Origin of the sequence: Halodesulfovibrio sp. (genome assembly GCF_025210605.1) — a bacterium.
Taxonomy (GTDB): domain Bacteria; phylum Desulfobacterota; class Desulfovibrionia; order Desulfovibrionales; family Desulfovibrionaceae; genus Halodesulfovibrio.
The window spans coordinates 39,214-65,644 of record NZ_JAOARI010000024.1; the positions used below are offsets into that span (position 1 = coordinate 39,214).

22 protein-coding genes and 1 tRNA gene are annotated in these 26,431 nt (G+C 45.2%); 11 read left to right on the top strand and 12 right to left on the bottom strand.

The genetic code is table 11. The features are described 5' to 3' along the window. A complete protein-coding gene (locus tag N4A56_RS09315) occupies positions 1–825 on the bottom strand; it encodes an ABC transporter ATP-binding protein (protein WP_293668206.1) in 825 nt (274 codons plus the stop codon). A gap of 6 nt (positions 826–831) precedes the next feature. Beyond that, on the bottom strand, positions 832–1,887 hold the full coding sequence (locus N4A56_RS09320; protein WP_295546746.1) for a zinc ABC transporter substrate-binding protein: 1,056 nt from the start codon (positions 1,885–1,887) through the stop codon (positions 832–834). A gap of 707 nt (positions 1,888–2,594) precedes the next feature. Here N4A56_RS09320 and ispG point away from each other — a divergent pair. The 7 genes from ispG to dxs all read left to right on the top strand — a co-directional run bounded on the left by ispG (position 2,595) and on the right by dxs (position 11,172). Further along, on the top strand, positions 2,595–3,674 hold the full coding sequence (gene ispG, locus N4A56_RS09325) for a flavodoxin-dependent (E)-4-hydroxy-3-methylbut-2-enyl-diphosphate synthase (protein ID WP_293668203.1): 1,080 nt from the start codon (positions 2,595–2,597) through the stop codon (positions 3,672–3,674). Between the two features lie 2 nt (positions 3,675–3,676). Further along, positions 3,677–5,404 (top strand): proline--tRNA ligase, encoded by a 1,728-nt coding sequence (locus N4A56_RS09330; protein WP_295546749.1) that lies wholly within the window; start codon positions 3,677–3,679, stop codon positions 5,402–5,404. A 226-nt stretch (positions 5,405–5,630) separates the two neighbouring features. Beyond that, the gene (gene xseA / locus N4A56_RS09335; protein ID WP_295546752.1) at positions 5,631–7,028 is read left to right on the top strand and encodes an exodeoxyribonuclease VII large subunit; all 1,398 of its coding nucleotides are present in this window, start codon (positions 5,631–5,633) and stop codon (positions 7,026–7,028) included. Continuing rightward, a complete protein-coding gene (locus tag N4A56_RS09340; protein ID WP_295546754.1) occupies positions 7,025–7,882 on the top strand; it encodes a M23 family metallopeptidase in 858 nt (285 codons plus the stop codon). Before xseA ends, N4A56_RS09340 begins: the two co-directional genes overlap by 4 nt. Positions 7,883–8,032: 150 nt before the next feature. Continuing rightward, positions 8,033–8,272, top strand: a complete 240-nt coding sequence (gene xseB, locus N4A56_RS09345; protein WP_293668195.1) for an exodeoxyribonuclease VII small subunit — start codon at positions 8,033–8,035, stop codon at positions 8,270–8,272. Between the two features lie 18 nt (positions 8,273–8,290). Then, the gene (locus N4A56_RS09350; RefSeq protein ID WP_295546929.1) at positions 8,291–9,190 is read left to right on the top strand and encodes a polyprenyl synthetase family protein; all 900 of its coding nucleotides are present in this window, start codon (positions 8,291–8,293) and stop codon (positions 9,188–9,190) included. 68 nt (positions 9,191–9,258) lie between these two features. Continuing rightward, positions 9,259–11,172: a 1-deoxy-D-xylulose-5-phosphate synthase gene (dxs, locus tag N4A56_RS09355; RefSeq protein ID WP_293668193.1), complete on the top strand. Its 1,914-nt coding sequence runs from the start codon at positions 9,259–9,261 to the stop codon at positions 11,170–11,172. A 123-nt stretch (positions 11,173–11,295) separates the two neighbouring features. On the opposite strand, the gene N4A56_RS09360 is transcribed toward dxs, so the two are convergent. Genes N4A56_RS09360 through dnaE form a run of 3 tightly spaced genes read right to left on the bottom strand, consistent with a single transcriptional unit; the run spans position 11,296 to position 15,763 of the window. Continuing rightward, on the bottom strand, positions 11,296–11,910 hold the full coding sequence (locus tag N4A56_RS09360) for a MarC family protein (RefSeq protein WP_295546757.1): 615 nt from the start codon (positions 11,908–11,910) through the stop codon (positions 11,296–11,298). 3 nt (positions 11,911–11,913) lie between these two features. Then, positions 11,914–12,300, bottom strand: coding sequence for a 6-carboxytetrahydropterin synthase (locus N4A56_RS09365; RefSeq protein ID WP_293668189.1), 387 nt, complete (start codon positions 12,298–12,300; stop codon positions 11,914–11,916). Further along, complete coding sequence (gene dnaE, locus N4A56_RS09370) at positions 12,293–15,763, bottom strand: DNA polymerase III subunit alpha (protein WP_295546759.1); 3,471 nt, start codon at positions 15,761–15,763, stop codon at positions 12,293–12,295. Before dnaE ends, N4A56_RS09365 begins: the two co-directional genes overlap by 8 nt. Positions 15,764–16,148: 385 nt before the next feature. On the opposite strand from dnaE, the gene N4A56_RS09375 reads away from it, so the two are divergent. From N4A56_RS09375 to N4A56_RS09385, 3 genes are read left to right on the top strand one after another with little or no spacing between them, the layout of a single operon-like run. Then, on the top strand, positions 16,149–16,442 hold the full coding sequence (locus N4A56_RS09375) for a hypothetical protein (protein ID WP_293668185.1): 294 nt from the start codon (positions 16,149–16,151) through the stop codon (positions 16,440–16,442). Between the two features lie 2 nt (positions 16,443–16,444). Continuing rightward, positions 16,445–17,248, top strand: coding sequence for an HD domain-containing protein (locus N4A56_RS09380; protein WP_293668184.1), 804 nt, complete (start codon positions 16,445–16,447; stop codon positions 17,246–17,248). Positions 17,249–17,258: 10 nt separating this feature from the next. Further along, positions 17,259–17,819, top strand: a complete 561-nt coding sequence (locus tag N4A56_RS09385; RefSeq protein ID WP_295546763.1) for a class I SAM-dependent methyltransferase — start codon at positions 17,259–17,261, stop codon at positions 17,817–17,819. Between the two features lie 434 nt (positions 17,820–18,253). On the opposite strand, the gene N4A56_RS09390 is transcribed toward N4A56_RS09385, so the two are convergent. From N4A56_RS09390 to N4A56_RS09400, 3 genes are all read right to left on the bottom strand, one after another. Further along, a complete protein-coding gene (locus N4A56_RS09390) occupies positions 18,254–20,245 on the bottom strand; it encodes an alkyl sulfatase dimerization domain-containing protein (RefSeq protein WP_295546766.1) in 1,992 nt (663 codons plus the stop codon). 122 nt (positions 20,246–20,367) lie between these two features. Next, on the bottom strand, positions 20,368–21,027 hold the full coding sequence (locus N4A56_RS09395; protein ID WP_295546769.1) for an HAD-IA family hydrolase: 660 nt from the start codon (positions 21,025–21,027) through the stop codon (positions 20,368–20,370). Positions 21,028–21,327: 300 nt separating this feature from the next. Continuing rightward, positions 21,328–21,404, bottom strand: a tRNA-Met gene (locus N4A56_RS09400). Positions 21,405–21,594: 190 nt separating this feature from the next. Here N4A56_RS09400 and fsa point away from each other — a divergent pair. Further along, complete coding sequence (gene fsa, locus N4A56_RS09405; protein ID WP_293668178.1) at positions 21,595–22,248, top strand: fructose-6-phosphate aldolase; 654 nt, start codon at positions 21,595–21,597, stop codon at positions 22,246–22,248. A gap of 83 nt (positions 22,249–22,331) precedes the next feature. Here fsa and N4A56_RS09410 read toward each other — a convergent pair whose 3' ends face one another. The 4 genes from N4A56_RS09410 to N4A56_RS09425 form a co-directional block, all read right to left on the bottom strand. After that, positions 22,332–23,054: an ABC transporter ATP-binding protein gene (locus N4A56_RS09410; protein WP_295546772.1), complete on the bottom strand. Its 723-nt coding sequence runs from the start codon at positions 23,052–23,054 to the stop codon at positions 22,332–22,334. After that, positions 23,054–23,821 carry a cobalt ECF transporter T component CbiQ gene (gene cbiQ, locus N4A56_RS09415; RefSeq protein WP_295546775.1) on the bottom strand — a complete coding sequence of 256 codons (768 nt, stop codon included), beginning with the start codon at positions 23,819–23,821 and terminating at the stop codon, positions 23,054–23,056. The genes N4A56_RS09410 and cbiQ overlap by 1 nt, the downstream gene beginning before the upstream one ends. 3 nt (positions 23,822–23,824) lie before the next feature. Continuing rightward, on the bottom strand, positions 23,825–24,481 hold the full coding sequence (cbiM, locus tag N4A56_RS09420) for a cobalt transporter CbiM (RefSeq protein ID WP_295546778.1): 657 nt from the start codon (positions 24,479–24,481) through the stop codon (positions 23,825–23,827). Positions 24,482–24,646: 165 nt separating this feature from the next. After that, positions 24,647–26,074, bottom strand: coding sequence for a sodium:proton antiporter (locus tag N4A56_RS09425; RefSeq protein WP_295546931.1), 1,428 nt, complete (start codon positions 26,072–26,074; stop codon positions 24,647–24,649). Between the last annotated feature and the right edge of the window lie 357 nt (positions 26,075–26,431).

The window sequence follows — 26,431 nt, forward strand, 5'->3', positions numbered from 1 at the left end:
TTACTCCTCTGTGTCCTGTGGAGTAACACTTGTTGAAAATGGTTTGAATGAGAGCAGTTGGGGCACGTTGTCCATAAATGCACCCAGAGGGCAGCTGCTTTCGTGAGTGCCATATAAGTGCGCGAGGAATTCCGGCGTAATGTTGCTGTTTCCTTCATGATACGAGAGATTGCGGTTGACTACGGCAATACCTGTGAAAGGGGATGCTGCAATCGAAATGTCATGGCTTACAACTATGGTTGTAATATCATCCGGCAACTCGGCAAGGAACTCGTAAAAACAAAACTTTCCGCTTGGATCAAAGTTCGCAGTCGGTTCGTCAAGCAGCAATAGTTTAGGGTCAGACATAAGAGCACGGGCAACAATGACTCGCTGACGCTGCCCACCAGAAAGATTGCAGAGCCGAAGTCTTTCTTTTCCAGCCAACCCAACCTTGGCTAATGCATTAACTGCCTTTTCTTCATTTTTTTGCCGCTGTTTTTTTGAGAATGGAAATAGAAGCGGACTGGTTATGGCTCCCATCATGACAACATCCAAAAGGTTTGCAGGAAACAAATCTTTGGTTGTCGCATATTGTGGAACATACCCAATATAGCGAACGCTATCGGCTGGTTTTCTGCCGAATACTTTGATTTCTCCTGATTGTGGCGTCAGCAGACCCAAGATGCATTTCAGGAGTGTTGTCTTTCCTCCGCCATTGGGACCAAGAATAGCAATATATGCCCCCTGTTTTACCGTAAAGTTCAGGTTGTCCAATACGGTAAATCGAGAGGCTTCTGGATAGGCGTATGTAAGCCCGGAGATAGCAATAACTGGTTGATTCATAACTACTCAAAGAATAAAAGATGCTGCAAGTTTTTTAGAGATAGTACGTAAGTTTTCTTCCCAGTCTTCTGCAAGAGGGTCTGCTACAACTATGGTTCCGTTGATGCTGTCTGCAATTGCTTTTGCACTGGATTGAGAGAACTGAGGCTGCACGAAAATAGTGCGCAAATTTCGTTTTTTTGCAATTTCTGTGATTTTTTCAAGAACCATAGGGGTCGGCGCTTTGCCTTCAAATTCAATTGGAATTTGAATGAGGTTGTATGTCATGGCGTAGTATCCCCAAGATGGGTGGAACGTCATGAAAGCACGTTTTTCTGGCGGAATCGGGTTGAAAATAGCATCTATTTCTTTATCCAGCTCGTCTAACTGCTTGGTAAATGCGCGAGTATTGATTCTATACTGCTTCGCATGCTGGGGAGCAATTTTACTGAGGGCAAGACGAGTTGGTTTTGCCATAGCTTTTACCCAGCGTGGCGAAAGCCAGATATGTGGGTCAAACATTCCAACGTGGCTGTGTTTATGTACGTGCTGCTCGTCCTCATGCTTATGCCCATGTGTGTGGTGCTCATGCATGTCGTGTGTTGCGTGAGCTTCATGTGTAGATTCTGCTTCGTGTGCCTCGTGGGATTCGTGACGGTAATCTTCCAAGATGGCACCACGCGGGTTTTCATCAACGTCTATTGCACTGGCAGCCATCGGTAATTTGCGCAGTATATTGTCTACATGAACGATGGTAAGATCAGGGTTTGTATCCTGAATGCGAGGGAGCCATGTGCGTTCAAATGGAACTCCTATAGCGAGGTACACTTCTGCTGTTGCAAGTTTTGCCATTTGGCGCGGACGGGGTTCGTATGTCGCTGGACTTGCGCCGGGCATTACCATTACTTCTACATCAACGGTGTCCCCTGCAATTTGTTCCACAAAATATTTTTGAGGAAGGATGCTGACAAAAACAACAGGCTTTTTTGCCAGTGCAGTACCGGAAAACGGCATAGTGATAAGGAGAGCTAGGAACAAAAATGCCATGAATAAAAGCGCTGTTGTTTTCTTGAGTAATTGCATATCGGCTCACTTTTATGTGTTGGAGATTAGAGTTAGCATTTTATCAATGGTTAGAATATTGTAGCGCAATATTTTGAAATAAAGCAATGAAAGGTGAAGAACCTATAATCTCAAACTAATAATGACAGTATAGTGCATGGTATGTTGCTGGATATTCACTGTGCGACGTTCTGTATGGGTATCTCCTTGCTGTCTGGCAAAATGAGTAATGACCATTGGGAATTGCATAAATAAAATGGCAAAAAAAGTAATTTCGTATCAACTAAGAATGTATGAAAAAAGCAGAAGAGTGGATACAAGTTGCAGTACTGCTCTGCGGACTTCTTGTTGAGGTTTGTATTGCATAGATTTACTCTGGTTAGGCAGGCGTTGATGCGGGCAACGTCTGCGACGCGAACAACATGCTTTTCTTATTTAGAATTTTCAGAACCAGCTAGTGCTTGATAATAGTTTTCAATCTTATTTTGTCAATACAAAATTTGTCTGTAGGTACTTGGCTTGCAATATGAAATGCAGTAGTGAGAATGGATTGTTTAACAAAGATTCTTTTGGAACTGATGCTGAATAAGCAGAGTAGATAAAATAACTGCTATTTTGTAAGCGTTTGCAGATGAGACATTTATAGAAGCAAACTGCATGATACAACGTGGTAAAGCAGCATAAGTATTTTTGAACAGTTCTGTATAGGGAAGGAGTAAAAGGAAGCTATGTCCTTACAAAGAAGAAAGACTCGGGACGTGACTGTTGGGTCACTTACAATCGGCAGTGAGCATCCTGTTGTTGTGCAGAGCATGACAAACACGGATACTCGTGACGTAGAGTCAACCGTTGCTCAGATTTTAGAACTTGAAGCGGGCGGGTGCGAACTTGCGCGTGTTGCAGTTTTAGACGAGCAGGCAGCGTGGGCTATTTCCCGAATCAAAGAGCAGGTGAATGTACCGATCATTGCGGACATTCATTTTGACCACAGACTTGCAATCAAATCGCTGGAAGCTGGTGTTGATGCATTGCGTATCAACCCGGGTAATATTGGCGGTGAAAAAAATGTGGATAAAGTGGTTGATGCTGCAAAGGCACATAACGCTGCTATCAGAGTTGGTGTGAACAGCGGCTCTGTAGAAAAATCTTTATTGGACAAATACGGTGCTCCTACTCCTGAAGCTATGGTAGAAAGTGCGATGCATCATGTTGCCATGCTTGAAAAACGCAACTTTTATAACACTAAAATTTCCTTGAAATCCTCTTCTGTGCTACATACGATTGATTCGTATAAATTGCTCGCAGATAAATGCGATTATCCACTGCATATCGGTGTTACAGAAGCAGGTACATTGCTCCGTGGTGCAATAAAATCTTCTGTTGGTCTTGGCATATTGCTCTGGCAGGGCATTGGTGATACTTTGCGCGTTTCCCTGACAGACGATCCTGTTCAAGAGATGACTGTTGCTTGGGAATTACTGCGTTCTCTCGGTTTACGCAATCGTGGACCGGAGATTATCTCGTGCCCGACATGCGGCAGAACCGAAATTGGCTTAATTAACCTTGTTGAAGTTGTTGAGAAACGTCTTGAAGGTGTTGTTGACCCGATTAAAGTAGCTGTAATGGGCTGCGTTGTTAACGGACCGGGCGAAGCTCGCGAAGCTGATATCGGTATTGCCGGTGGCAGAGATAAAGGCATTATTTTCCGTAAGGGAAAAGTTATTAGAACGGTAAAAGGCGGGGCGAATTTGCTTAACGCCTTTGTGGAAGAATTAGATAAATTTCTTATAGAACGAAATAAAGGATAGCTATGCGCTGGAGTCGTTTCTACATTCCTACGCTTAAGGAAGCACCAGCTGATGCTGAAGTTGTCAGCCATAAATTGCTTACCCGTGCGGGTATGATTCGTAAGCTTACATCTGGTATCTACACTTATATGCCGCTTGGTTTACGCTCCATTACTAAAGCCTCTGCTATTGTCCGTGAGGAAATGGACAAAGCTGGTGCAAACGAAGTAAGCATGCCGATGGTGCAGCCTGCTGATTTGTGGCAGGAGTCCGGACGTTGGGATTTTTACGGTAAAGAATTACTGCGTCTGAAAGACCGTCACAACCGCGATTACTGCCTTGGACCGACACACGAAGAAGTTATTACAGACATCGTGCGCGGCGAAGTGCGTTCTTACCGCCAGCTGCCTATGAATTTGTACCAGATTCAGACCAAATTCCGCGATGAAGTTCGTCCTCGTTTCGGACTTATGCGTGGTCGTGAATTTATCATGAAAGATGCATACTCTTTTGATAAAGATCAGGAAGGTCTGGATGAGAGCTACAGAGCCATGTACGAAGCGTACAATGCTATCTTCACTCGCATGGGACTGAAATATCGCCCAGTAGAGGCAGACAGCGGCTCCATTGGCGGCAGCTTCTCTCATGAATTTATGGTGCTTGCAGAAACAGGTGAAGATACTATTGTTGTATGTGATTCCTGTTCGTATGCAGCAAACGTGGAGCGTGCTGAAATTTTCTGCACTGGTGATGAGTGTGATATGCTCGATACTCCAATGGAAGAAATTTCCACACCGAATGTATGCACCATCGAAGAAGTTTCCAGCTTCCTTGATGCTCCTGCTGCTGCATTCATTAAAACACTTCTGTTTGATGCAGACGGTGAACCTGTGGCTGCACTTGTACGTGGCGACAGGGAACTTAATGATGTTAAACTCAAGAACCTGCTTAATGCCGATACTCTTGAGATGGCAACTCCTGAGCAGGTACGCGAATGGACAGGCGCACCTGTTGGCTTCGCTGGTCCTGTAAAGCTGAATGTAAAACGCATCTTTGCAGATAACGAACTGCGTCTTGCTACTGACTGGATTGTCGGTGCAAACAAAGCAGATGCGCACATCAAACACGTTTCTCTCAAACGTGATGTTGAGCTTTCCGGTTTTGCTGACCTGCGTGTTATCACCGAAAACGATGTATGCCCTAAGTGTGGCAAAGAAATCAGCCTCACAAAAGGCATTGAAGTCGGTCACGTATTCAAACTTGGTACAAAGTACTCTGAATCTCTTGGTTGTACTTTCCTTGATGAAAACGGCAAAGATAAAGTTATGCTCATGGGTTGTTACGGCATTGGTGTTTCCCGTGTTGTTGCTTCCTGCATTGAGCAGAACCATGACGAAAACGGTATTTGCTTCCCGCCTCCGATTGCTCCTTTTGAAGCACTTGTTGTTAACCTCGACATTAAGAGTGACGAAGTGAACGACAAAGTAGATGAAATCTACACCTTCTTAAAAGAGCAGGGCATTGACGTGCTTGTTGATGACCGTAAAGAGCGTCCGGGCGTTAAGTTTAAAGATGCTGATTTGATCGGTGTACCTATGCAGATTGTTGTAGGTGGTCGTGGGCTTAAAAACGGTATTCTTGAAGCAAAAGATCGTCGTACCGGCGAAAAAACTGAGCTTCCAGTTGAAGGCTTTGCAGAAGCATTCAAAGAGTGGAAAACAAAAGTATACGCAGGATGGAACATCGACTAGATCGATTTTTCTGCTTATGCACTGCATTTTTATTTACCTGCGCTGTAAACAGAATGCGTGTGTGCTGATGTATTCCTGAGTAAAAAATAATGCTCCTGTTGCGCATGCCGCAACAGGAGCGTTTTTCTAGTTACGTAGTCGTGTTTTCGATGCGCTGAACTAGGCAATTAGATTACATAATATCCGTTGGAGTCAGCAAATCTGCCTGCCGGAGGCAAAGGTATTCATGAGCCAGATATTTACAGTCAGAGAATTAACAGATGCCCTTAAGAAAACTCTTGAGGGTGCGTTTCCGTTTGTCTGGGTACGCGGTCAGGTGTCCAACCTTTCACGTCCAGCGTCCGGTCATATGTATTTTTCTCTTAAAGATGCCGATGCGGTATTAAATTGTGTCTGGTTTAAAGGGAATCAGCGTGGCGATGAACACTTTGACCCTCTTACAGGGGAAGTGTTTGAAGACGGTCCAAGACCGAGCCTTGCGCGTACCATGCAGAATGGTACGGAAATTATGTGTGCGGGCAGGCTCAATGTGTATCCACCGCGCGGTAGCTATCAACTTGTTGTTGAACTGGCGCAGGATGTCGGGCTTGGGAAACTGTTTATGGAATTTGAGGCGCTGAAGCAAAAGTTGACTGCTAAAGGCTTTTTTGAATCCATGCGCAAGCGTCCGTTGCCGTATCATCCACAAAAGGTTGCAGTAATAACTGCGCCATCCGGCGCTGCGATACAAGATTTTCTGCGCATTGCTGACGCCCGTGGCTGGGGAGCACAGATTCGTATTTATCCGGCACTTGTTCAGGGCGATCTTGCAGCGGGGCAGCTAGCAGATCAGATGGACAGAGTGAATGCTGATGGCTGGGCAGATGTCATAGTTCTCATACGCGGTGGCGGCTCTATAGAAGATTTGTGGGCGTTTAATGACGAAACGCTTGCAGAAAAAATTTTTGGTTCTGCAATTCCTGTTATTGCAGGTGTGGGACATGAAGTTGATACGACAATTGCTGACATGACGGCAGATGTTCGTGCTGCTACACCAAGTCATGCTGCACAATTACTTTGGCCGGAACGCGCAATGCTTGTTCAAGCGTTGGATGAGCTTGAAATGCGTCTTGCCCGAAGAATTGAACGGCAATTAGGTGCAAAGGAGCATAGCCTGAGTACGCTGGAACGCGGGCTTGGCTGGCTTTCTCCAGTACAAAAATTAGGGCGGCTTGATGAGCAATTTGTCACTCTTTCAGAACGTCTTGAAAGGGCGTTAGCCTTGAAGCTTGAAACAGTAGAGCGTACAGTCGCATACAGTGAAGAGCGAATAAAGCGAGCTTTTGGTGAAGGTGCTGTTACATATCAGCTACAAAAAATTCATACTTTGGAAAGCAGACTGAAGTGGGCGGGGGATAGCCTGTTCACAATGGCAGAGCGCAAGCTTGACCGAGCTGCTATTCTGTTGGAAAGCCTTAATCCTGAAAAACCGTTAGAACGCGGGTACAGCCTAGTTCAGAAGAAAGATGGAACATTTGTGCGCAGTGTGGATGATGTTACAAAAGGTGAGCATCTGCACGTAATGGTGGCAGACGGTTCTGTTGGCGTTCAGGTTGAAACAATGAAAAAAAGGAGTGATGGATGATTCGTCGTGCTGTGTTGTTGGTATGTGTTATTCTGCTTAGTGCCGTTCCGGCGCTGGGAGCACTCCAGATTGATTTACCTGAAACCGTAATGAACGGACGAGCATTTTTTGTAACGGTGCACTCTGATTCAGAGTTTCCTGTCCTCTTGAAATGGAACGAACAAGAGGTTCCGGTTGAAGTATCACAGACAAAACATGGGTACACCGGACTGGCATTATTAGCATTACCCCGAGATTTTTCTAAAAAGACGCTTGCAGTTACAGCTATAGAAGAAAATGTAGTTGGAACAAACACCATCACTCGCACTGTGCCAGTAAAACACAAAAAATATCGTGAACAGCATCTTAAGGTTAATAAAAAATATGTTGAGTTAAGCAAGAAAAGCTTAGATCGACATTATGCTGAAAAAGCGAACGTGCGTAAGGTCATGGAAAACCCGCTTGGAAACCGTATGTGGGATGGAAAATTTATTCGTCCGGTATCCGGCAGCGTGAGCAGCGAATTTGGTGTGCAAAGATTTTTCAATGGCAAACCTCGAAAACCGCATAGTGGTGTAGATTTACGTGGCAAAACAGGAACGCCTATTAAGGCTTTTGCAAGCGGAGTGGTTCGCATTGCAGCTTCCCACTTTTTTTCCGGTAAAGTAGCGTACATCGATCATGGTCAAGGTGTTGTGAGCATCTATTGCCACATGTCAAAATTACTTGTGCATGAAGGTGACCGAGTTAAAAAAGGGCAGGTTATCGGGAAGGTTGGCGCAACTGGTCGAGTTACAGGACCTCATCTGCATTTTGGGGTGAAGATTGCGAATGTGGCTGTCGACCCTATGCCGCTTTTTTCAGCAACAAACTAAGATTGATGGCAAAAGCGAACGTGGTTTAGCTGGTGGTCGATGTAGCTACCGTAGAAGGAAATAGTATATTTCCATACACTGCATGCTATGCAGCCGTATCTGCATCTAATAAACACGTTTTTGTCAACAGGTTCAAATAGAGAGAGTTTCATGGCAGCACGAAAGAAAAATTTTGAAACGCAGTTGAAGCGCCTTCAGACCATTGTTGAATCATTGGAAAACGGAGAGCTTGCGTTAGAAAAAAGCGTGGCATTGTATAAAGAAGGTATGACGTTATCAAAAGAATGCCGTACCCAGTTGGAAAATGCACGGAATGAAATTCGTCTTTTTACTGAGGAAGGCGAAGTTCCTTTTGATGAAGAAAAAGCTGCTGAGACATCAGCAGAGTAGGTGGAATAAAGAATGACGATGATGAGTGCGCAGGAGTTTAAATCCGTGCTTAAAACAGAGGCTGATGCTGTCGAAAATTATCTTTCTACCTGCTTGCATAATAGAAATATTCCTCAACGTTTGCAGGCTGCTATGGAATATAGTTTGCTGGCGGGGGGAAAGCGCCTGCGCCCTGTTTTGTGTCTTGCGGTTGCCGCTATGCTTGGTGCTAAAAAAGAACACGTAATGCCCTTTGCTTCTGCCATTGAATGCATTCATTCGTATTCGCTTATTCACGATGATCTTCCTGCAATGGACGATGACGATCTGCGTCGCGGCAAGCCTTCCAATCATAAAGCTTTTGATGAAGCAACAGCAATATTGGCTGGCGACGGATTGCTGACCGAAGCATTTGTTTTGATGACTGAAACTGCACAACATATTTCTGCGCCTTCAGTTCTTTCTGCTGTTAATACTGTGGCAGTTGCGGCGGGTTCTGGTGGTATGGTCGGCGGTCAGCAGCTGGATATGGATTTTACGGGGCGTAATGACGTTTCTCTTGAAGAATTGCAGACAATGCATGCTATGAAGACAGGCGCGTTGATTCGATGTTCTTGTGAATGTGGTGCAATCTTGGGTGGTGCCAGCGCAGAAGAACAACAGTGCATTCGAACATATGGTGCAAACATCGGTGCAGCATTCCAGATAGTTGATGATATTTTAGACGAGACTGGAACTGAAGAAGAGCTTGGAAAGCCTGTCGGCAGTGATCTTGAACAAGGGAAAAATACCTATCCAAGCATGCTCGGAATTGAAAAAAGCCGAGAACTTGCTCAGGAACGTGTTGATACAGCCATTGAGCAACTCACAGCATTTGATGGAGCTGAGGCACTGTTTTTGCGTAAGCTGGCTCAGTACATTATTGACAGAGTGTCATAAAGAGTACACTACCTTTATCAGCAAATGGTATGATGCTTCATTCCTAACTACTAGCACCCGGATTTATAATGCCTGATAAGAGCCAATCTACTCCTCGTCTTATAGACAGCATTAACTTGCCGTCGGATGTTCGCAAGCTCGATCAAGCTCAGCTTGAGCGCCTTGCAGGGGAGTTGCGAGAAGAAATAATTTCCGTAGTTTCTCAGACAGGTGGTCACCTAGCTCCTTCTCTTGGGGTTGTTGAGCTAACACTTGCGCTGATGTCTGTTTTTGATTTCGATCATGATAAATTAGTGTGGGATGTAGGACATCAGGCGTATGCCTGGAAATTATTAACCGGACGTAAGGATGAGTTCCATACCCTGCGAACCAAAGATGGTGTAAGCGGTTTTCCTAAAATGGCGGAAAGCCCGTACGATCATTTCGGAGTGGGGCACTCCTCTACATCAATTTCTGCTGCATTGGGTATGACTGTAGCCAGAGAGCTTTCCGGCAAAAAGAATGAAGTCATTTCTGTTATTGGTGATGGTTCTATGACTGCCGGTCTTGCGTTCGAAGGACTTAATCAGGCGGGGCATGTAGATAAAAAAATGCTCGTTATTTTGAATGATAACGAAATGTCTATCTCCAAAAATGTCGGCGCAATGTCACATTTTATGTCACGTAACTTGTCTTCCCGCTGGGTTCGGCGTTTCAAAAAAGATGTTGAAACTATTTTGAACGCGGTTCCTGCCATCGGTGAAGAAATGCTTAACTATGCTCGCCGCAGTGAACATAGCCTCAAAAGTTTTTTTACCCCCGGTATGTTGTTTGAAGCATTTCATTTCAACTACATGGGACCTATCGACGGGCACGACATTAAAGCATTGCAGCGTGCTTTTAGACTATATCAGGATTTGGATGAACCTGTTTTGCTTCATGTCCTTACCAAAAAAGGTAAGGGGTATGCTCCTGCTGAATCCAATCCGACATTTTTCCATGGTGTAGGGCGGTTTGAACCGGAAACAGGGCAAGCCAAGAAGGTTGCCAAGCTTAATGCGGTTCCAACCTACACTGAAGTATTCGGGAATACGCTGTGCGATCTTGCTGAGCAGGATGACCGTATTGTTGCTATTACAGCAGCTATGCCGGAAGGTACGGGCACTGCCTGCTTTGAAAAGAAATTTTCTGAACGTTTTGTTGATGTGGGCATCTGTGAACAGCACGCGGTTACTTTTGCCGCAGGATTGGCAACACAGGGGTACCGTCCATTTGTCGCTATTTATTCAACATTTATGCAGCGTGCGTACGACCAGATTGTGCACGATGTTTGTTTGCAGAATCTGCCTGTCACATTCTGCCTCGACCGTGGCGGCATTGTCGGTGAAGATGGACCAACCCATCACGGTGTATTTGATTTAAGCTACATGCGTCATATTCCAAATATGACAGTGCTTGTGCCATCTAACGAATCTGAGTTAGCGGACTGCATGGCAACTGCTCTCGCGCATGATGGACCTGTTGCTATCCGTTATCCACGCGGTGCAGGATACGGTGTTCCACTAAAAGAAAAGCCTGAGCCGTTTACAATTGGAACCGGCGAAGTGTTGCTGGAAGGTAGCGGCGTAGCTGTTGTTGCAGTTGGTTCCCGCACATATCCAGCGCTTGAAGCGGTAAAAGAGCTTGCGGCGGAAACTGGAAAACAGGCAACAGTTTTTAATGCCCGTTGCGTTAAGCCGTTGCCGAAAGAGCAATTGCTCGAATTAGCAAGCACCCACGACTCCCTTTTGCTGCTTGAAGAAAATGCATTGCAAGGTGGTTTTTCTTCTGCGGTGTTGGAATTGTTATCTGACAATGACGCTCTTCAAAACTGTAGAGTGAAGCGTTTGGGAATTCCAGATCAATGGGTAGAACATGGTGCTCAGGTAGAATTGCGTGAGCAGCTTGGAATCAATAAAAGTGGAATTAAACAAGCTGTTCAGGATTTATTTGCTAAAAAATAGCTGTAAAAAATTACCTGTTCTTTTTTGCAGTGATCGCTACAGGCTTTCACTAGCAAGTGAGCTGTATATAAAAATAACAAAGCCCCTTTCATTATGTGAAAGGGGCTTTGTTTGTGGTGTGCTCTAAAATGTTTCAATAAACATGCGGATGCCATCTTCAAGCATCTGTACTGCCATAAAAATGAGGATAAGCCCCATGAGGCGCTCGGTCGCTCGCAATCCTCGTTGTCCGAGAATCTTTGTGAGAGAGGAGGCACATAACAGAATGATTGAGGTGACCAGCCAAGATAAAAAGATGGCTGTCAGAAGTTCCGCATTACCATGTGGGCTTTCCTGAGAGCGCGCAGCGTACAACATTACTGCTGCAAGCAAGGAAGGACCAGCAAGAAGCGGAACAGCTATCGGCACAATAAAAGGGTCTTTCTCTAAATCGGAGGAAGCACCGTTTCCTTGTGGGAACACCATTTTCATTGAAATGATGAGCAGAATAATACCGCCCGCAATTCGTAATGTTGAATGATGGATATTTAATAGACCAAGCAGGCTGTCGCCGAGGAAGGTGAATAGAAGGATAATACCCAGAGCGATAACGACTTCGCGAAGCATGATCTGACGTTGCTGTTTGGGCGTAAAAGCACCAAGCATCGGCAAACATACAGCGGCGTTACCCAATGGGTCAAAAATCAGAAAGAGGGTGATAGCAATTTCAAAAATCACCTGCCAGTTTAACTCCATCATTACTTATAACTCCAAATAGGTCGCGGACTGTGCAGCTTTTTCAGACACAGTTACAGAGTGAACACGCACGCCGTATGATTCGATGCGTTTACCCAGTTCTTGATAAATGAAACGGGCGAGGTTTTCGGAAGACGGGTTCATTGCGTCAAACGGCGGAGTACAGTTCAAATCTTTATGGTCGATAAGCTCTGTTACTTCTTTCAGTTTGTTTTTCATTACTTTGAAGTCGAGCAGAATTTCTACATCTTCAGAAAGTTTGTCACCTTCTACCACAGCTTCAACGGCAAAGTTGTGCCCATGAATATTTTCGCATTTACCGTCATAATTGCGAAGTGCGTGTGCGGCTGCAAAGTCGGAACGAACCGTCAACCGCCAGATACCGTTAGCCATGTGTTACTCCTTTCCAGTTGGTGAAGTCTTTTTCAAATTGAGGACCCGGATGAATAGAGTACGCTTCATCCAGACTAAAAATTGCATCAGAATCATTAATCATGGCACGTACGTAAACAGGTACAGGACCATTGTGTTTTATTAAAAGCTCTTTAAGTTCGGCGATTGCCTGCTGACACAGCTTTCCGTGCGGAATTTCGATAGTTGTCGGCTCAAGGTTGCACTGACATGCCTCAGTGAGTGATTCTACCTTTTCGCACAGCAGTTTAATCTCTTTTACTGCGTCTTCGTCATCAGAATCTTCATTGTTTTGCTGGTCACTGATGCGTGCGGTAAGCAGCAAAGGTTGTTCACTGTAGAGCAGCTCTTTTCCCTCTGCATACGCTTCTGGAAATACGACAAGTTCGCCGGAAGCGGTCAGGTCTTCGATATCCACAAACGCCATTTTGCTGCCTTTCTTGGTAATATGCTCTTTAATTGCAGTTACCAGAATAGCGCATTTGATTTCTCCACCTTGATCGAGATCAACCGCTTCTTCAAGTGGTTGCAGGTGCAGACGATGTAGCTCGCGGCGGAATGGTTGCAGCGGGTGACTTGTCAAATAGAAGCCGAGAGCGTCTTTTTCAAATCGCAGCTTTTGTTCGTCATCAAATTCTTCGAGTGTCTGCTCTTCACAATCAAATCCAATTCCACCAATAACTTTTGGTTCTTCGGAAATCATGGTGAATAAAGAAACTTGGTTAGAATCTTTGTCTTTTGCTTTTTTTTGTGCCTTGGCGACAACGCTATCAAGTGCGGCAAGCATTCCTCGGCGAGAAACACCGAAGCAGTCCATCGCGCCGCCTTTAATCAAGTTTTCCAGAACTCGCTTGGTTACCTTGCGAAGGTTTACGCGGCAGGTGAGATCGAGCATAGATTGAAATTCACCGTCTTGCTCGCGTGCTTCCACAATTTCACGGATTGCCTCATCACCTACTGTTTTAATTGCGCCCAGACCAAAAATTACTTCGCCATTGTGCACAGTGAATTGTCTGCGTGATGCCTGAACGGTTGCCTGCTTAACTGCAACGTCCATGTCACGACATGCGGCAACATATTTAAGAACTTTATCTTGGTTACCCATTTCAGATGTCATGAGGGCAGCCATGAATTCTACAGGATAATGTACTTTAAGGTACGCAGTCCAATATGAGATAAGAGCGTAGGCAGCGGAGTGAGATTTGTTAAAACCGTAGGCTGCGAACTGTTCCATTAAGTCGAAAATTTCTTCGGCTTTTTCTTTCGGAATGTCGTTTTCTGCTGCACCGGCAACAAATTTAGTACGTTCCTGTGCCATTGCGTCGGCATTCTTTTTACCCATTGCTCGGCGGAGCAAATCCGCACCACCAAGGGTATAGTTGCCGACAATCTGGGCAATCTGCATTACCTGTTCCTGATATACGATAACTCCGTATGTCGGTTTCAGGCAGTCTTCAAGAGATGGCAGAGGGTATACAACAGGCACTTCGCCGTGTTTACGCTTAATGAATTCATCAACCATACCGGAGTTCAAAGGACCCGGACGGTAGAGGGCAAGCATAGCGATGATGTCATCAAAACAACTCGGCTTGAGCATACGGAGGTAGGTACGCATGCCGGAAGATTCAACCTGAAAAATACCGTCCGTGTCGCCACGTTGATACAGCTCGTATGTAGGCTCATCGGTAAATGGCAGTGTGTCTAAATCCGGCTGTGGCTTTCCTGCAAAGCCGATGTTGTCAACGGCATCCTGAATAACCGTCATGGTGCGCAGACCGAGGAAGTCAAATTTTACAAGACCGACTTCTTCGACTTTTTTCATGTCGAACTGCGTTACCCTGCCGCCTTTTTTATCTCGGTACAGTGGCAGGTATTCCACCATAGGTTTGTCTGAAATAACAACACCCGCAGCATGCGTAGATGCATGGCGGCAAAGCCCTTCCAGACGCTGTGAAATATCAATAAGTTTGGTGACAGTAGGGTCGTTGCGATACAGGTCTGCAAGCTCCGGCTCTGCAACCAGCGCTTTTTGAATGGTCATTTTCATTTCATCAGGGATAAGTTTCGAAATCTTATCGCCTTCCTGAAATGTGAGCCCCTGAGCACGGGCAACGTCTCGAATTACCGCTTTCGCCTTCATTTTACCGAAGGTAGTAATCTGCGCTACCTTGTTTTCCCCATACCGCTCCATGGTATAACGGATAACTTCCCCTCGGCGTCGTTCACAGAAGTCAACGTCGATATCCGGCATGGATACACGTTCAACGTTCAGGAATCGTTCAAAGAGTAAGTCATACGGAATCGGGTCAAGGTTGGTGATGCGCAAAGCCCATGCAACAATGGAACCCGCAGCAGAACCACGCCCAGGACCTACTGGAATGCCGTTATCTTTCGCCCAGTTAATAAAGTCCTGAACAATGAGGAAGTAGGCAGGGAAGCCCATGTCATTAATAACTTTAAGTTCAAGCTCAAGCCTGTCCCAATAGACTTTTTCATCGATACTGTACGGAATGGTATCAATGCGCTTTTGCAGACCTTCGCGGCACATGCGACTGAATTCTTCAGCCATGCTGACGCCTTCAGGAAGTTCATATTCAGGGAAGTAGTATTCACCGAGAGTGAGGTTGATATCAATTTCATCCGCAATTTTTACCGTGTTGGAAATAGCTTCCGGTACGTGTGAAAATGCGGCTTTCATTTCTTCAGGCGATTTGTAGTATAACTCTGTGGTATCAAAGCGCATGCGGCGTTCATCCTGAACCTTTGCACCGGTCTGGATACAAAGCAGGGTGTCGTGCGCTTCAACATCGGAAGCATTCAGGTAGTGGCAGTCGTTAGTTGCAACAAGCGGTAAACCTGTGCGCTTGGAAAGTTCTATAAGTTTGTCGTTCAGCTCATCCTGCTCTTTCAAGCCGTTTGACTGAAGCTCAAGGTAGAATCTGTCAGGGAAAATTTCTGCATACTCGCGTGCAATTTCTTCAGCTTCGTCCATGGTGTTGTTCAGCAGGTAGCGTGGAACTTCGCCAGCGAGACATGCGGACAGAGCGATAAGGTTGTCGCTGAATTTGCGTAAAATTTCTTTGCTTACACGCGGCTTGTAGTGGAAGCCGTTAATGCAGCCTTCTGTAACAATCTCACAAAGGTTTTTGTAGCCTTCTTCGTTTTTGGCAAGCAAAACCAAGTGGTAGCGCTTTTTAGCCATTTCACCGGTTTTTTCTGTATGATCTCCGTGCGATACATACACCTCACACCCGATGATTGGCTTGATTCCGGCTTTTTTTGCCATGAGATAAAAATAGACGGCACCGTACATATTACCGTGGTCAGTAATGGCTACGGCAGGCATGTTAAACTCAGAAGCCTTTTGACAAAGGTCTTCTAAACGGATAGCGCCATCAAGAAGGCTGTATTCTGTATGACAGTGTAAATGTACAAAATCTGACATGGCTCGCAACTATTGTGGAAGGTTTTTGGGCACTGCTTTTAAATTGATGACAGCTCCGCATATGACGGAAGAATGGCAAAGCGATCAGCGACCTGTTTGTAAATTTCTACTGGGTTCTTGTCTGACAGTAATATTGTAAGCTGGCAGGTAAGAATTTTGTCAGCAGGTTAAGTTATAGCATCTGTTTTGCAGAACAACTGATACAATTGAATGTCGCCTGAAACTAACAGAATCAATACGTTGGGACAACAGAATTTCCTCTACGTACGTGTACTGGGCTGAAAAAAATGAACAATGTTTTTTGTGTGCACGTTTGGGATGTAACACGGTGGAAATTACTGTTGCCACTGACTAGCGAAGAGCAGGTGTAATACCGGAGGTTGTAGTGTTTGAAAAGTTTTTATCTTGGCTTCAGAGCGTAGTTGAATCCAAAACATTGGATGAAGCCGTCACTAATTTTATTTCGACACGATATGGGCAGTATGCTCTTATATTTATATTTTTCATGTTTATCATCATCTACTTGCGTACTCTTTTCGGACCAAAGGGATTTTTTAGAGAGAAGAAGTGGGATGAGTGGAATGAGGAAGCAGAGTCTACAGCAAAAGCAGAGAAAGCCGCAGCAGATGCTCAGGCAGCGTTGGACGCAAAAGAAAAAGAAAGTGCAACGGATAAGTAGGAATGCTCTCGGAACTTTCGCCGTATCTCGAATGGTTTGCGCAATATGTTGAGCGGTACACTCAGCAAAGCAGTAATGAGCAGCAATATATTGATTTAAAACGTGACCATACGTTGCGTGTTCTTGATAATGCAGCACAGATAGCAGCGACGCTTTCCTTGGACTCAGATCTGCGGAAAGCTGCATTGCTTGGTGCGCTTTTTCATGATGTAGGGCGCTTCGAGCAGTACAAGGTTTACAAAACATACAGTGATCGAAACTCTGTTAATCACGGGCTGCTTGGATGTCGCATATTGCGCCATGAAAATGTGCTTGCCGGTGAGTCAAGAGAGATGCAGCAAGCAGTGCGGGCAGTAGTTGCTTTGCATAATAAATTTTCATTACCTGCAATGCTGCCTAACCATATCCGCGTTGCTACAACCATTGTCCGTGACAGCGATAAATTGGATATTTTTCCTGTGCTTGTTTCGAATTTTACACATGACGGATCAAAAAGTGATGTTGTAACGCTTGGTCTTAAAGATGGTGCAGAATTATACACACCTCAAATTTTACATAACGTTCTGCATGGTGAACCTGTTCGATATGTAGACATGCAGTATGTGAATGACTTTAAGCTGCTGCTTTCAAGTTGGGTTTTCGGTCTGGAGTATCGCACAGCTATGCAGTTGATGCATGAGCGTGGTGTCATGGAGCAGTTGTTGGAGACGCTGCCTGCATTACCGGAGATGGCTGACGTGAAAAATGTTGTTCGTGAAGAAATACAGCGTGTGCTGAAAACCAATTCTGAAAAGAAGGGTAAATAGCATGTGCGCTATGAAGTCTTTTTTGTGGAAGAAGCTTATCACAAGCACTGTAACGCAGGCAGTAGCTTTGACGCAGAGCACTGGTGCAAAACGAGTATTGGTTCTCGGAGAGAATACTGATTCGTTGCAATCTGCCTTAGCGGAGTCTGTTAATCAGATTGAATCAATCGATATCAATACGCTGTATTCTATTTTTTCTTATTCACAAGAAAACCCTAAAGCCCCAGTCCCAACCTTATCAGTCGCAGACGGAACCTACGATCTTTGTATTGTCAGCTTTTCCTTACATCAATTCGAACCTGAAACAGCAGAGCGTATTGTTCGAGAATGTTTGCGTATTGCTCCTAAGGCATTGCTGATTGATTTTGCTCTTGCAGAACGCAATATAGAGCTCCCCTCCCAATATATTTGCTCCCTTGCAGAACAGTTTTTTCATGGTGGGCATTGGGATATTTATCAACACTATGTGCGAGTAGGGGCACTGCATGGCATTGCACATCGTGCTGAGGCTAGTGAACTTGCAAATGTGACAGTGTGGGGCGGTGGTGTACGGTTATTGCTCATTGGCTAGCAGTAAGTTAGCCTTTTCTACTAGGTGTGTTTATTAATCAGGGTCAAGGGGATGTGTCTCCTTGCGGGAGTGCAGGGGGCAGCGCCCGCCTGCCCGTCGGAGACCTTTCGCTGAGTGCCAAACACGTACGTGGGGATACTGTTTTTAAAAATCTCCAAAGACTTTTGTCTGCGATAACATTTTGTTTTTTCAAATAATCACGGCTTACGCGCCACTACCTTTCTCAATAAAAAGAACCGAACCTTTTTGCACACTTCCCAAAAAAATTATTCTAACTGGGGTTAAGGGGACGTGTCCCCTTGCGGGGGTGCAGGGGGCAGCGCCCGCCTGCCCGTCGGAGACCTTCTAATGGAGACGAGTACGCAGTCAGTGCCTTTTGCACCAAAAAAGGCATGGCTGTTAAACCATGCCCTTATCAACATTGTTTGCTGTTGCTATTGCTTCGTTAGCGGAGCGTTTGGTGTTACTATATTAAACCAGAATTTGAACGTATCCAGCATTCCTAACAGCTTTTCCAATTTCTGTTGATCGCCCTTCACAGTAGCTTTTTTATCCTTAACAGCTTGTTTGAGAGTCGTTTGTTTCAGGAATATCTGATTAAGCAGGGTGCGCGGTATTTCAAGCGTTAGATCGGCATTTTCAACTAAGCCTTTGTGGTTGGAGAGCGCTGCGTTGTGTAAGTCCAGAACGTAATTTTCAGAAGTGTCAGTGAGCTTCAAATTGATTGTCATATCGTTGCCGACTGCTTTTTCTGGATTGATACGAATTGCAATATAGTCCAACAGCATTGTGGTATCCATTGCTAATAGGATATCTGGTGATGCTGTTTGCGGTGCTGGCAATTCCTCAATACCGTTTCGCAACTCTTGAGCGCCAGTTAAATAGAAGTTTCTCCATGGACCGGACTCTGACTGATACCCAAGCTGCTCGAGAGCATCGGCAACAAGCATTCGTGCATCTTTGTTGGATGGATCTGCAAACACAACATGGTTGCCGACTTCTGCTACCCAGCGATATTCGCCTTTCTCATACGCCTTGCGTGCCTTGGTAAGAATCTCTTTTGCTCCGCCCATGTATTCAACATATTTTTGGGAAGCTTCTACTGGCGGGAGAACGTGAAGTGTAGACGGGTTGCCATCAAACCACCCTAGATAAAAAACGTATGTGGCTTTTACGTTATGGTAGAGCGTGCCATAGTACCCACGCATAGCCCAGTGCTTGGCTAGCTTCTCTGGAAAATGAACTTGCTCGGCAATTTGATCTGGCGTGTAGCCCATGTTGGCAAGGCGTAAGGTTTGGTCATTAATATACCGATAGCCGTCACGCCCTAATGTGAGGTTTTCTATAACCGCCTTGTTGCCCCATACTGGCCAGTGATGCATACCGTAAAGGACTTCTGCATTTTTGCCCCACATTTGAATTGTTTCATCAAGATAACGTGACCATGCCAGCGGGTTACGTACTTTAGCGCCGCGTAGCGTGTATGTATTGTGGAGCGTATGTGTGCAATTTTCTGCTGCGGAAATTGCTTTAAGTTGCTTAATGTACCAATGCATTTCTGCCGGAGCTTCTGAACCCGGTGCCATGAGGAATTCAAAGTCCAAACCATCAATATGCATTTTTTGACCTGTTTTGCGTATAAGGTCTGTTGGAAGAATAAGGGTAACAGTTCCTGTTGATGTTGTTGTGCCGAGTCCTGCCCCCACTTGTCCCTGTGGTGATGGAGGAAGGAGGTTGCCATACATGTAGGTTGCTCGGCGGCTCATGGCGTTTCCTGCATAGACGTTTTCGGATACGGCTGCTTCGGTAAAGCCTTCTGGAGCAACTATTTTTATCTTCCCGTCCTTCACCTCTTTTTCATCAATGATCCCGCGCACTCCGCCAAAATGGTCGACATGACTATGCGAATAGAAAACAGCGACAATAGGTTTTTTAGGGCGATGTGCGTAGTAAAGATCGAGCGCAGCTTTGGCCGTTTCAGCGGAAATAAGTGGGTCGATGACAATAATGCCTGTATCGCCTTCGACAATGGTCATGTTAGAAAGGTCTGCATTACGAATTTGATAGAGCCTGTCTGTGACTTTGAATAGTCCACCTTGCATTACCAGATGCATCTGTCGCCAGAGACTAGGATTAACGGTGTCGGGTGATTTTTTTTGCTTTAGGATGAATTGGAATGCTTGCATATCCCACACGGCACGCCCTTTAGCGTTTTTGATGATGCCGTTGTCGGGAAGGGGAGCAATAAGCCCTTTCGCAGCGTCCTTAAAGTCTTGTTCATCGGCAAAAGGAAGAATTTTTAACCAACTGGAGTTTTGTTCGATTGTTGCCTTGGTGGCAGGGTTTGGTGAAACTGCTGCAAAGGAAGGAAGCGCGAATGCAGCAAGCATTAACCAGAGGAAAAGAGTGAGTCTGATTCCATTCATGTTGTTCTCCTGATAAACGTCACGGGGGATATGCTATGGTACCCCGTTCAGCGTATCAGTCTGTGATAAAACAACATATAGTGTGGAATGGTCTAACGCTGGTTATGAGAAGTTGTTTGAGATTAAGGCGTTATCTGTAAAAATAGATCCCAGCAATCTGTTGCGATAAAGTCAGGACGTATTGCCTCAAATTCCTCGCGTGTTGCCTCGCCGCTGCATACTCCGGCAGTAAGCGTCCCTGCTGCTTTTCCTGTATGGACATCCATTAGATGGTCACCGGTCATAAGCGCTTCAGTTGGGCTGCATCCGGCTAGAGCAAGCGCTCTGTGCAGGTGATCGGGATCAGGTTTAACAACGGGAACATCATCGCGGGTGAGAATTACCGGACAGTATTTATCGACATCGGGAAAAACAATACGAACAGCTTCTGTGCAGTTTCGGGTGATAATACACGGTGTGATATCGCGCTTAAGTAATTCGGAAAGAAGCTGGCGCACCCATGAAAACACATCACTGCGCGCTGCTGCCTCAAGTTCTACATCTCTTGCAGCGTTTATGGCTGCTGTGTCGATGGAATCTATGAGAAAAAACTGGTCAGTTGGAACTTGTCCCTTGGTCATATCCAGCCATTCGAGCAGAGGAGAGTCATTCATATCTGGAAGCGCAGGGTATACTTCTCTAACGGCTTCATATGCTTTTCGTTTCATTTCATTGAAATCAATGGTGGGAATTGCAAGTGTCCCGTCAAAATCAAAAACAACGGCTTTTAGTGAATGTATCATTAGTATCCCTAGGCTGTTTATGAGCACGGATTTGGATTAGCGGAATGGACTACTCTGAATTTTTTAACGGGCACATGCTGTAAGGTCAACCTGTCAGCAACGATGTGGTAATATTCCATAAACAGGGAAGTGGCTGACAAAAAGAGAATTACTCTGTAGGGTTGGAGTACCTATACTATGCATGCACGAGAAGCCATAGTGGTGGAATACTAAAAGACGCGGTAGGACGGGGCGTATATTCTATACAAAGGGTGTGCATTAGGCATAAAAAAAGACCCTTAAAAAAGGGTCGTAATTTTATGGTAGCGAGGGAGGGAATTGAACCCCCGACACTGCGGATATGAGCCGCATGCTCTAACCAACTGAGCTACCTCGCCATCAAAGACTTATTCTGGCTGCGTTGTGAACAACGTAACCGCTAAGTGCGAAATGTCTTTTGAATAAAACAGCGGAGAAAGTCAAGCAAAAAAAAAGAAAAATGTGAAAAGTCTGCTTTGGTTATGCGTTGATACAACGGGCATAACAACAGTTTCCTTCGATTTTTCAAACATCATGCAGAGGGATTTTATGGAATTTTTTATTGATACCGCAAGTATAGACGACATTAAAACTGCATCAGAGCAGGGTTTGATTGATGGTGTTACAACCAACCCGACTTTGCTTTCTCGCGAAGGCGGCGACTGGCGAGTTCGTGCAAAAGAAATTTTAGAGGTCGTTGACGGGCCTGTAAGTTTGGAAGTTGTAGCAGAAGATGCAGCGGGAATGATTGCTCAGGCGCATGATTTAAAAAAGATGGGCGATAATGTTGTTGTTAAGATTCCTATGACTTCAGAAGGATTAAAAGCTGTCAAAGCGCTTTCCGCAGAAGGCATTCACACCAACGTGACACTTGTTTTTTCTCCATTGCAGGCTCTGCTTGCCGCAAAAGCAGGCGGCACTTACGTAAGTCCATTCATTGGACGCCTTGATGCTATTGGCGACAGTGGTATGAATCTTGTGGAAGAAATTCGTACTATTTTTGATAATTACGGGTACACAACTAAAATTCTTGTTGCAAGCGTGCGGCATCCTATGCATGTGCTGGACGCAGCCTTAGTTGGAGCCGATGTGGCAACAGTTCCGTTTGCTGTGTTGCAGCAGTTTGTGCAGCATCCTCTTACAGATAAAGGGCTGGAAAGCTTTTTGGCAGATTGGCACAAATTGACTGGTGGTAAGTGGTAAAAATCTTTCTATAGAAGAAAAAAGGGAGGCTGTGAGCCTCCCTTTTTTATGTGCGTAGGAACGTGTTCAAATTTATGCAAAAATTATTCGTGGTTGTGCGTTGCATCGCCACCTTGGTGAGTATGGATATGTGTGTGCGGGATGCATTCTGTCGGCTTTGTCATTCCGTTTTCGACCTTGAGAAATGACGTGCATGTTTTGTCGAGAAATCCCCAGTCGTGCGAAATTATGCAGAGGGCAATATCAAGACTGGCAAGAATGCTGATAAGCCGTTCCCGTGTGGCAGGATCGAGGTCGTTTGTCGGTTCGTCAAGAAGCAGGGCTTTGGGGCGCATTGCTAAAATTGAAGCAAGAGCGACCATTTTTTTTTCACCGCCAGATAACTTATGCGTTATGCGGTGTTCAAAGCCTTTAAGACCTACGAGGTCAAGCATTTCTGTTGCTGTTGAGAGAGCTTCATTTGCTGTTTTGCCAAGGTTTAAAGGACCAAAGGCAATATCGTCTATGACTGTAGGAGAAAAAAGCTGGTCGTCGGAGCGCTGGAACAGATAGCCAATTTCAGCGCGCAATGTACGAAATTCTTTTTCATCTTTTAATTGAGAGCCTGCATAGGTTACGCAGCCCTTGTGCGGCTTTAAAATCCCCATGGCAGTAAGAAACAGTGTTGTTTTGCCGCTGCCGTTGTCTCCCAGTACACCAAGGCGGGAACTAGGATATAGCTCCAGATTTGCGCCTGAGAGCGCAGGAGCAGCAGCGCCAGCATAGGTATAGTGGATATCGGTAAGCGAAAGTAGCGGATTGGTCATTAGAGTAACTCCATAAGCTGAAAATAATCGGCAGCAAGTAAAGCTACCCCTGTTAACCCAATGACTGACGCAACAATTGTATCGGCTTTGCGGGCGGGCAGTCTGTGCAGAGAGTGGAAGGTTCCTGTAAAACCACGAAGTTTCATTGCGTTAGAAACTCTTTCGGCTCTGTCGTGACTTTTAATTAGCACCATAGCAATGAGGTTTGCATAGGTTTTGTAGGTGTGACTGTTGGTTTTGGGTACAAACCCGCGTAGCGTTGCGGCGGTGGACAGGCGTTTGTATTCTTCAAGAATTACATGAAGATAGCGCCATGTAAAAAGGAACAATAAGCTGAGCTTCTGCGGAACTCGAAGTTTGGCTAGCCCTGCTCCGATATCTGTAACTTCCGATGTTGCAAGCAGGGCAATGAAAGCTGTGATAATCGCGTTCGATTTGAGTGTAATCAGCAAGGTAATGTCAATACCCTCGCGAGTGACGGTGAATCCACCCCATGAAAAAAGAGGAGTGCCTGCTGTTGAAACTGGCAATGTCAGCCAGAGAAAGCCTATAAAGATATTGACGAACACAAGGCGTCTTAAAAGTATTCGTGCTGGAAGTTGAGCGATGAAGAGCAGTGTGCTCCCGGCAATCAGTGCAACAGCGGCAGCAGGAATGGTTGTCAGCATAGCAGTGCAGACAGAGAATATGGTGGCAGCAGCAATTTTAGCTGCGGCATCCATAGTATGAAATGGACTTGTGCCTTCGGCGAATGATTCAAGTGCCATAAGCTACTCTGTTGTGGTGCTAGGTGTTGCTTGGGGCGTAGTTGTCTGTGCTGGTGAAGCAATAGTGAACGGGAAGACCTGCGGGCTAACCTTGGCAAGAAATGTCACAATAACTGCGGAGATAAGTCCCTCAATAATCATGACAGGTACACTGGAAGCCAATAAAATTTTTGCTGAATTGAGGAAGTTATCGCCCCCAAGAGCCAGTGTGCCAGATGTGAGCAAGGCTGAAAGTGCAACAGCTGTCATACCGCACAGAAATGCTGCCATGCGTAGGGAAAATGTCCCCTTAGTAAACATTGGTCGGAAAATATAAAAACAGATGACTGGCGGAAGCGCCATATTGAGCGTGTTGACACCTAGGCTTGTGATGCCGCCAAATTGGAACAGGATGGCTTGCAACGTAAGGGCAATGAGAATGGCAGGGAATGCTACCCAGCCGAGAAGTAATCCAAGCAATCCATTAAGAATTAGATGACCGGAAACAGGTCCTATAGGGATATGGATAAGAGAAGCAACAAAGAAAGAAGCTGAGAGTATTGCTGTCGTCATAAGGTTTTCAGAATCGAGCTTTTTCAAGCCGATAAAAACTCCTCCTGCTGATAATGCAGCGCAGGAAGCAAGAATGACGGGCGGAAGGACACCTTCGGCAATATGCATAGTTCTTTCCAGTGAAATATGGTTATTGGATGCCTATCAATATCATTGACTGAAGGTTATCGTCAACGTGTTACGAATTTAAAAAAATAGCACGCCTTGTCGTTTGAGTGACAGACAGCCCTTTCCCCCATGATGGGAGAAAGGGCTATCCTGTTTTACAGTTAGTTAAAAGAAGATGAAGGTAACCATAAGGAATATAGGGATAAGGATGCCGAATGACCATGCCATATAGCCGAAGAAACTAGGCATTTTTACACCCTGATCTTCTGCAATAGCACGCACCATAAAGTTCGGTGCGTTACCAATATAGGTGTTAGCACCCATAAATACAGCACCTGCGGAAACTGCCAGCAAGGTGCTTGCCATATCCCCCATAAGGTGAGCAGCGTCTCCACCCGCAGTGTTGAAGAACACAAGGTAGGTAGGAGCGTTGTCGAGGAATGAAGACAGGATACCTGTCAGCCAGAAGTACATAACGTTAACAGGCTCGCCGTTTGTGTCTGTTACCATGTTAATAACAGAAGCAAGAGCACCGTCTTTGCCTGCTTTAAGGATAGCAATTGCTGGAATCATGGAAAGGAAGATGCCGATAAACAGCTTGCCTACTTCCTGAATCGGGAACCAGTTAAAGTCATTAAGACGACGACATTCGTTGTCGGTCAATTTTAAGGACAGTCCTGTGATAATGAGCAGGAGAACATCACGGACGACATTCTGCAATTCCACATGAACATGGTACACGTTGAATTCAACGTGTGGATTCCACATGCCGGAAAGCAGTACAGCACCGATTACACCGATAAGCAGAATAAGGTTTACTTTGCCGTCGAGACCGAGTTTTTCGCCACCGCAAGCGTCGGCACCCTCTGGGGATGGACGTCCTTCTTTTCCGAAAAGGTAGGTGTCGAGAATAAAGTATATGCCGGTCAGAACTGTTGCAGTAAACAGCATTGGAAGCAGCATGTGTTTAGTTGTCCAGAAGAAGTCTACGCCTTGCAGGAAGCCGAGAAAGAGTGGCGGGTCACCAAGTGGAGTAAGGGAGCCACCAATGTTTGCTACAAGGAAGATAAAAAAGACAACTGAATGAATTTTGTATTTACGGTGTGCGTTAGCACGCAACAGTGGGCGGATAAGCAACATTGCTGCGCCTGTTGTTCCCATCCAGCTGGCAAGTGCTGTACCGATAACTAAGATGAGTGTGTTGATGACAGGAGTGCCCACCAAAGAACCGGTAAGCCGTACGCCGCCTGCAACAGTAAAAAGTGTCAGCAAAAGGATGATGAACGGGAAATACTCTAATAGAAGCGCGTGTAGTGTTTCGTAGAGCGCAAGTGAAAAACCAAACTTAACTGTGAATGGTACAAGAAAGCATAAAGCCCAGAATAAAGAAATTTTTCCGAAGTGGTGATGCCAGAAGTGCGGAGCAACTAAAGGCAAAATAGCAATGGAAAGTAACATACAGGCAAATGGCAGCACCCATATGCTAGAAAGAGCAGCACCATCAAGGTGCGGTGCTCCAGCAGCAGAAGAAGCAACTGCAACGCACGGCAGCAAAAGCGTTGCAAGTAACGTCAGTAGTTTTGTAAACAACATAGAAGGTTTACCCATCAACATAAACTCAAACTCCTTTTCTCAATCCCAGCGTTATTTAAAAAAATAGACTTAGATTCCGCGCATACTATGCTTTTCGAGAAGGAGTCAACGTATTCTGGAAGTTGGTGGTTACTCCGGTTAGAAAATGTGTTTTTTCGAAACTGAAGTAATGTGGTGGGAAAAGAGCTTTTTTTGCTGAAACAGAACGTCGAGTTATATTCAAATTAAATTTTATTCATGTTGAGTATTCAATCCGTGTTTTTTTAACAAACTTTTGATTTGTGCGTACAAACAATATTTTGTGCACAACTCGGGAGTGATAGTCAGTGTAAATGCTGTCAGCTAACGTTGAGTTCA

Excerpts from the sequence above, each read along its gene's own strand:
- dxs (WP_293668193.1), top strand. The coding sequence starts at position 9,259 with ATGCCTGATAAGAGCCAATCTACTCCTCGTCTTATAGACAGCATTAAC.
- N4A56_RS09395 (WP_295546769.1), bottom strand. The coding sequence starts at position 21,027 with ATGATACATTCACTAAAAGCCGTTGTTTTTGATTTTGACGGGACACTT.
- N4A56_RS09365 (WP_293668189.1), bottom strand. The coding sequence starts at position 12,300 with ATGGCTAACGGTATCTGGCGGTTGACGGTTCGTTCCGACTTTGCAGCC.
- N4A56_RS09380 (WP_293668184.1), top strand. The coding sequence starts at position 16,445 with ATGCTCTCGGAACTTTCGCCGTATCTCGAATGGTTTGCGCAATATGTT.
- ispG (WP_293668203.1), top strand. The coding sequence starts at position 2,595 with ATGTCCTTACAAAGAAGAAAGACTCGGGACGTGACTGTTGGGTCACTT.
- cbiM (WP_295546778.1), bottom strand. The coding sequence starts at position 24,481 with ATGCATATTGCCGAAGGTGTCCTTCCGCCCGTCATTCTTGCTTCCTGC.
- fsa (WP_293668178.1), top strand. The coding sequence starts at position 21,595 with ATGGAATTTTTTATTGATACCGCAAGTATAGACGACATTAAAACTGCA.
- N4A56_RS09340 (WP_295546754.1), top strand. The coding sequence starts at position 7,025 with ATGATTCGTCGTGCTGTGTTGTTGGTATGTGTTATTCTGCTTAGTGCC.
- N4A56_RS09360 (WP_295546757.1), bottom strand. The coding sequence starts at position 11,910 with ATGATGGAGTTAAACTGGCAGGTGATTTTTGAAATTGCTATCACCCTC.
- N4A56_RS09385 (WP_295546763.1), top strand. The coding sequence starts at position 17,259 with ATGAAGTCTTTTTTGTGGAAGAAGCTTATCACAAGCACTGTAACGCAG.
- N4A56_RS09330 (WP_295546749.1), top strand. The coding sequence starts at position 3,677 with ATGCGCTGGAGTCGTTTCTACATTCCTACGCTTAAGGAAGCACCAGCT.
- N4A56_RS09425 (WP_295546931.1), bottom strand. The coding sequence starts at position 26,074 with ATGTTGTTTACAAAACTACTGACGTTACTTGCAACGCTTTTGCTGCCG.
- xseB (WP_293668195.1), top strand. The coding sequence starts at position 8,033 with ATGGCAGCACGAAAGAAAAATTTTGAAACGCAGTTGAAGCGCCTTCAG.
- N4A56_RS09390 (WP_295546766.1), bottom strand. The coding sequence starts at position 20,245 with ATGAATGGAATCAGACTCACTCTTTTCCTCTGGTTAATGCTTGCTGCA.
- N4A56_RS09315 (WP_293668206.1), bottom strand. The coding sequence starts at position 825 with ATGAATCAACCAGTTATTGCTATCTCCGGGCTTACATACGCCTATCCA.
- xseA (WP_295546752.1), top strand. The coding sequence starts at position 5,631 with ATGAGCCAGATATTTACAGTCAGAGAATTAACAGATGCCCTTAAGAAA.
- N4A56_RS09320 (WP_295546746.1), bottom strand. The coding sequence starts at position 1,887 with ATGCAATTACTCAAGAAAACAACAGCGCTTTTATTCATGGCATTTTTG.
- dnaE (WP_295546759.1), bottom strand. The coding sequence starts at position 15,763 with ATGTCAGATTTTGTACATTTACACTGTCATACAGAATACAGCCTTCTT.
- cbiQ (WP_295546775.1), bottom strand. The coding sequence starts at position 23,821 with ATGGCACTTGAATCATTCGCCGAAGGCACAAGTCCATTTCATACTATG.
- N4A56_RS09350 (WP_295546929.1), top strand. The coding sequence starts at position 8,291 with ATGATGAGTGCGCAGGAGTTTAAATCCGTGCTTAAAACAGAGGCTGAT.
- N4A56_RS09410 (WP_295546772.1), bottom strand. The coding sequence starts at position 23,054 with ATGACCAATCCGCTACTTTCGCTTACCGATATCCACTATACCTATGCT.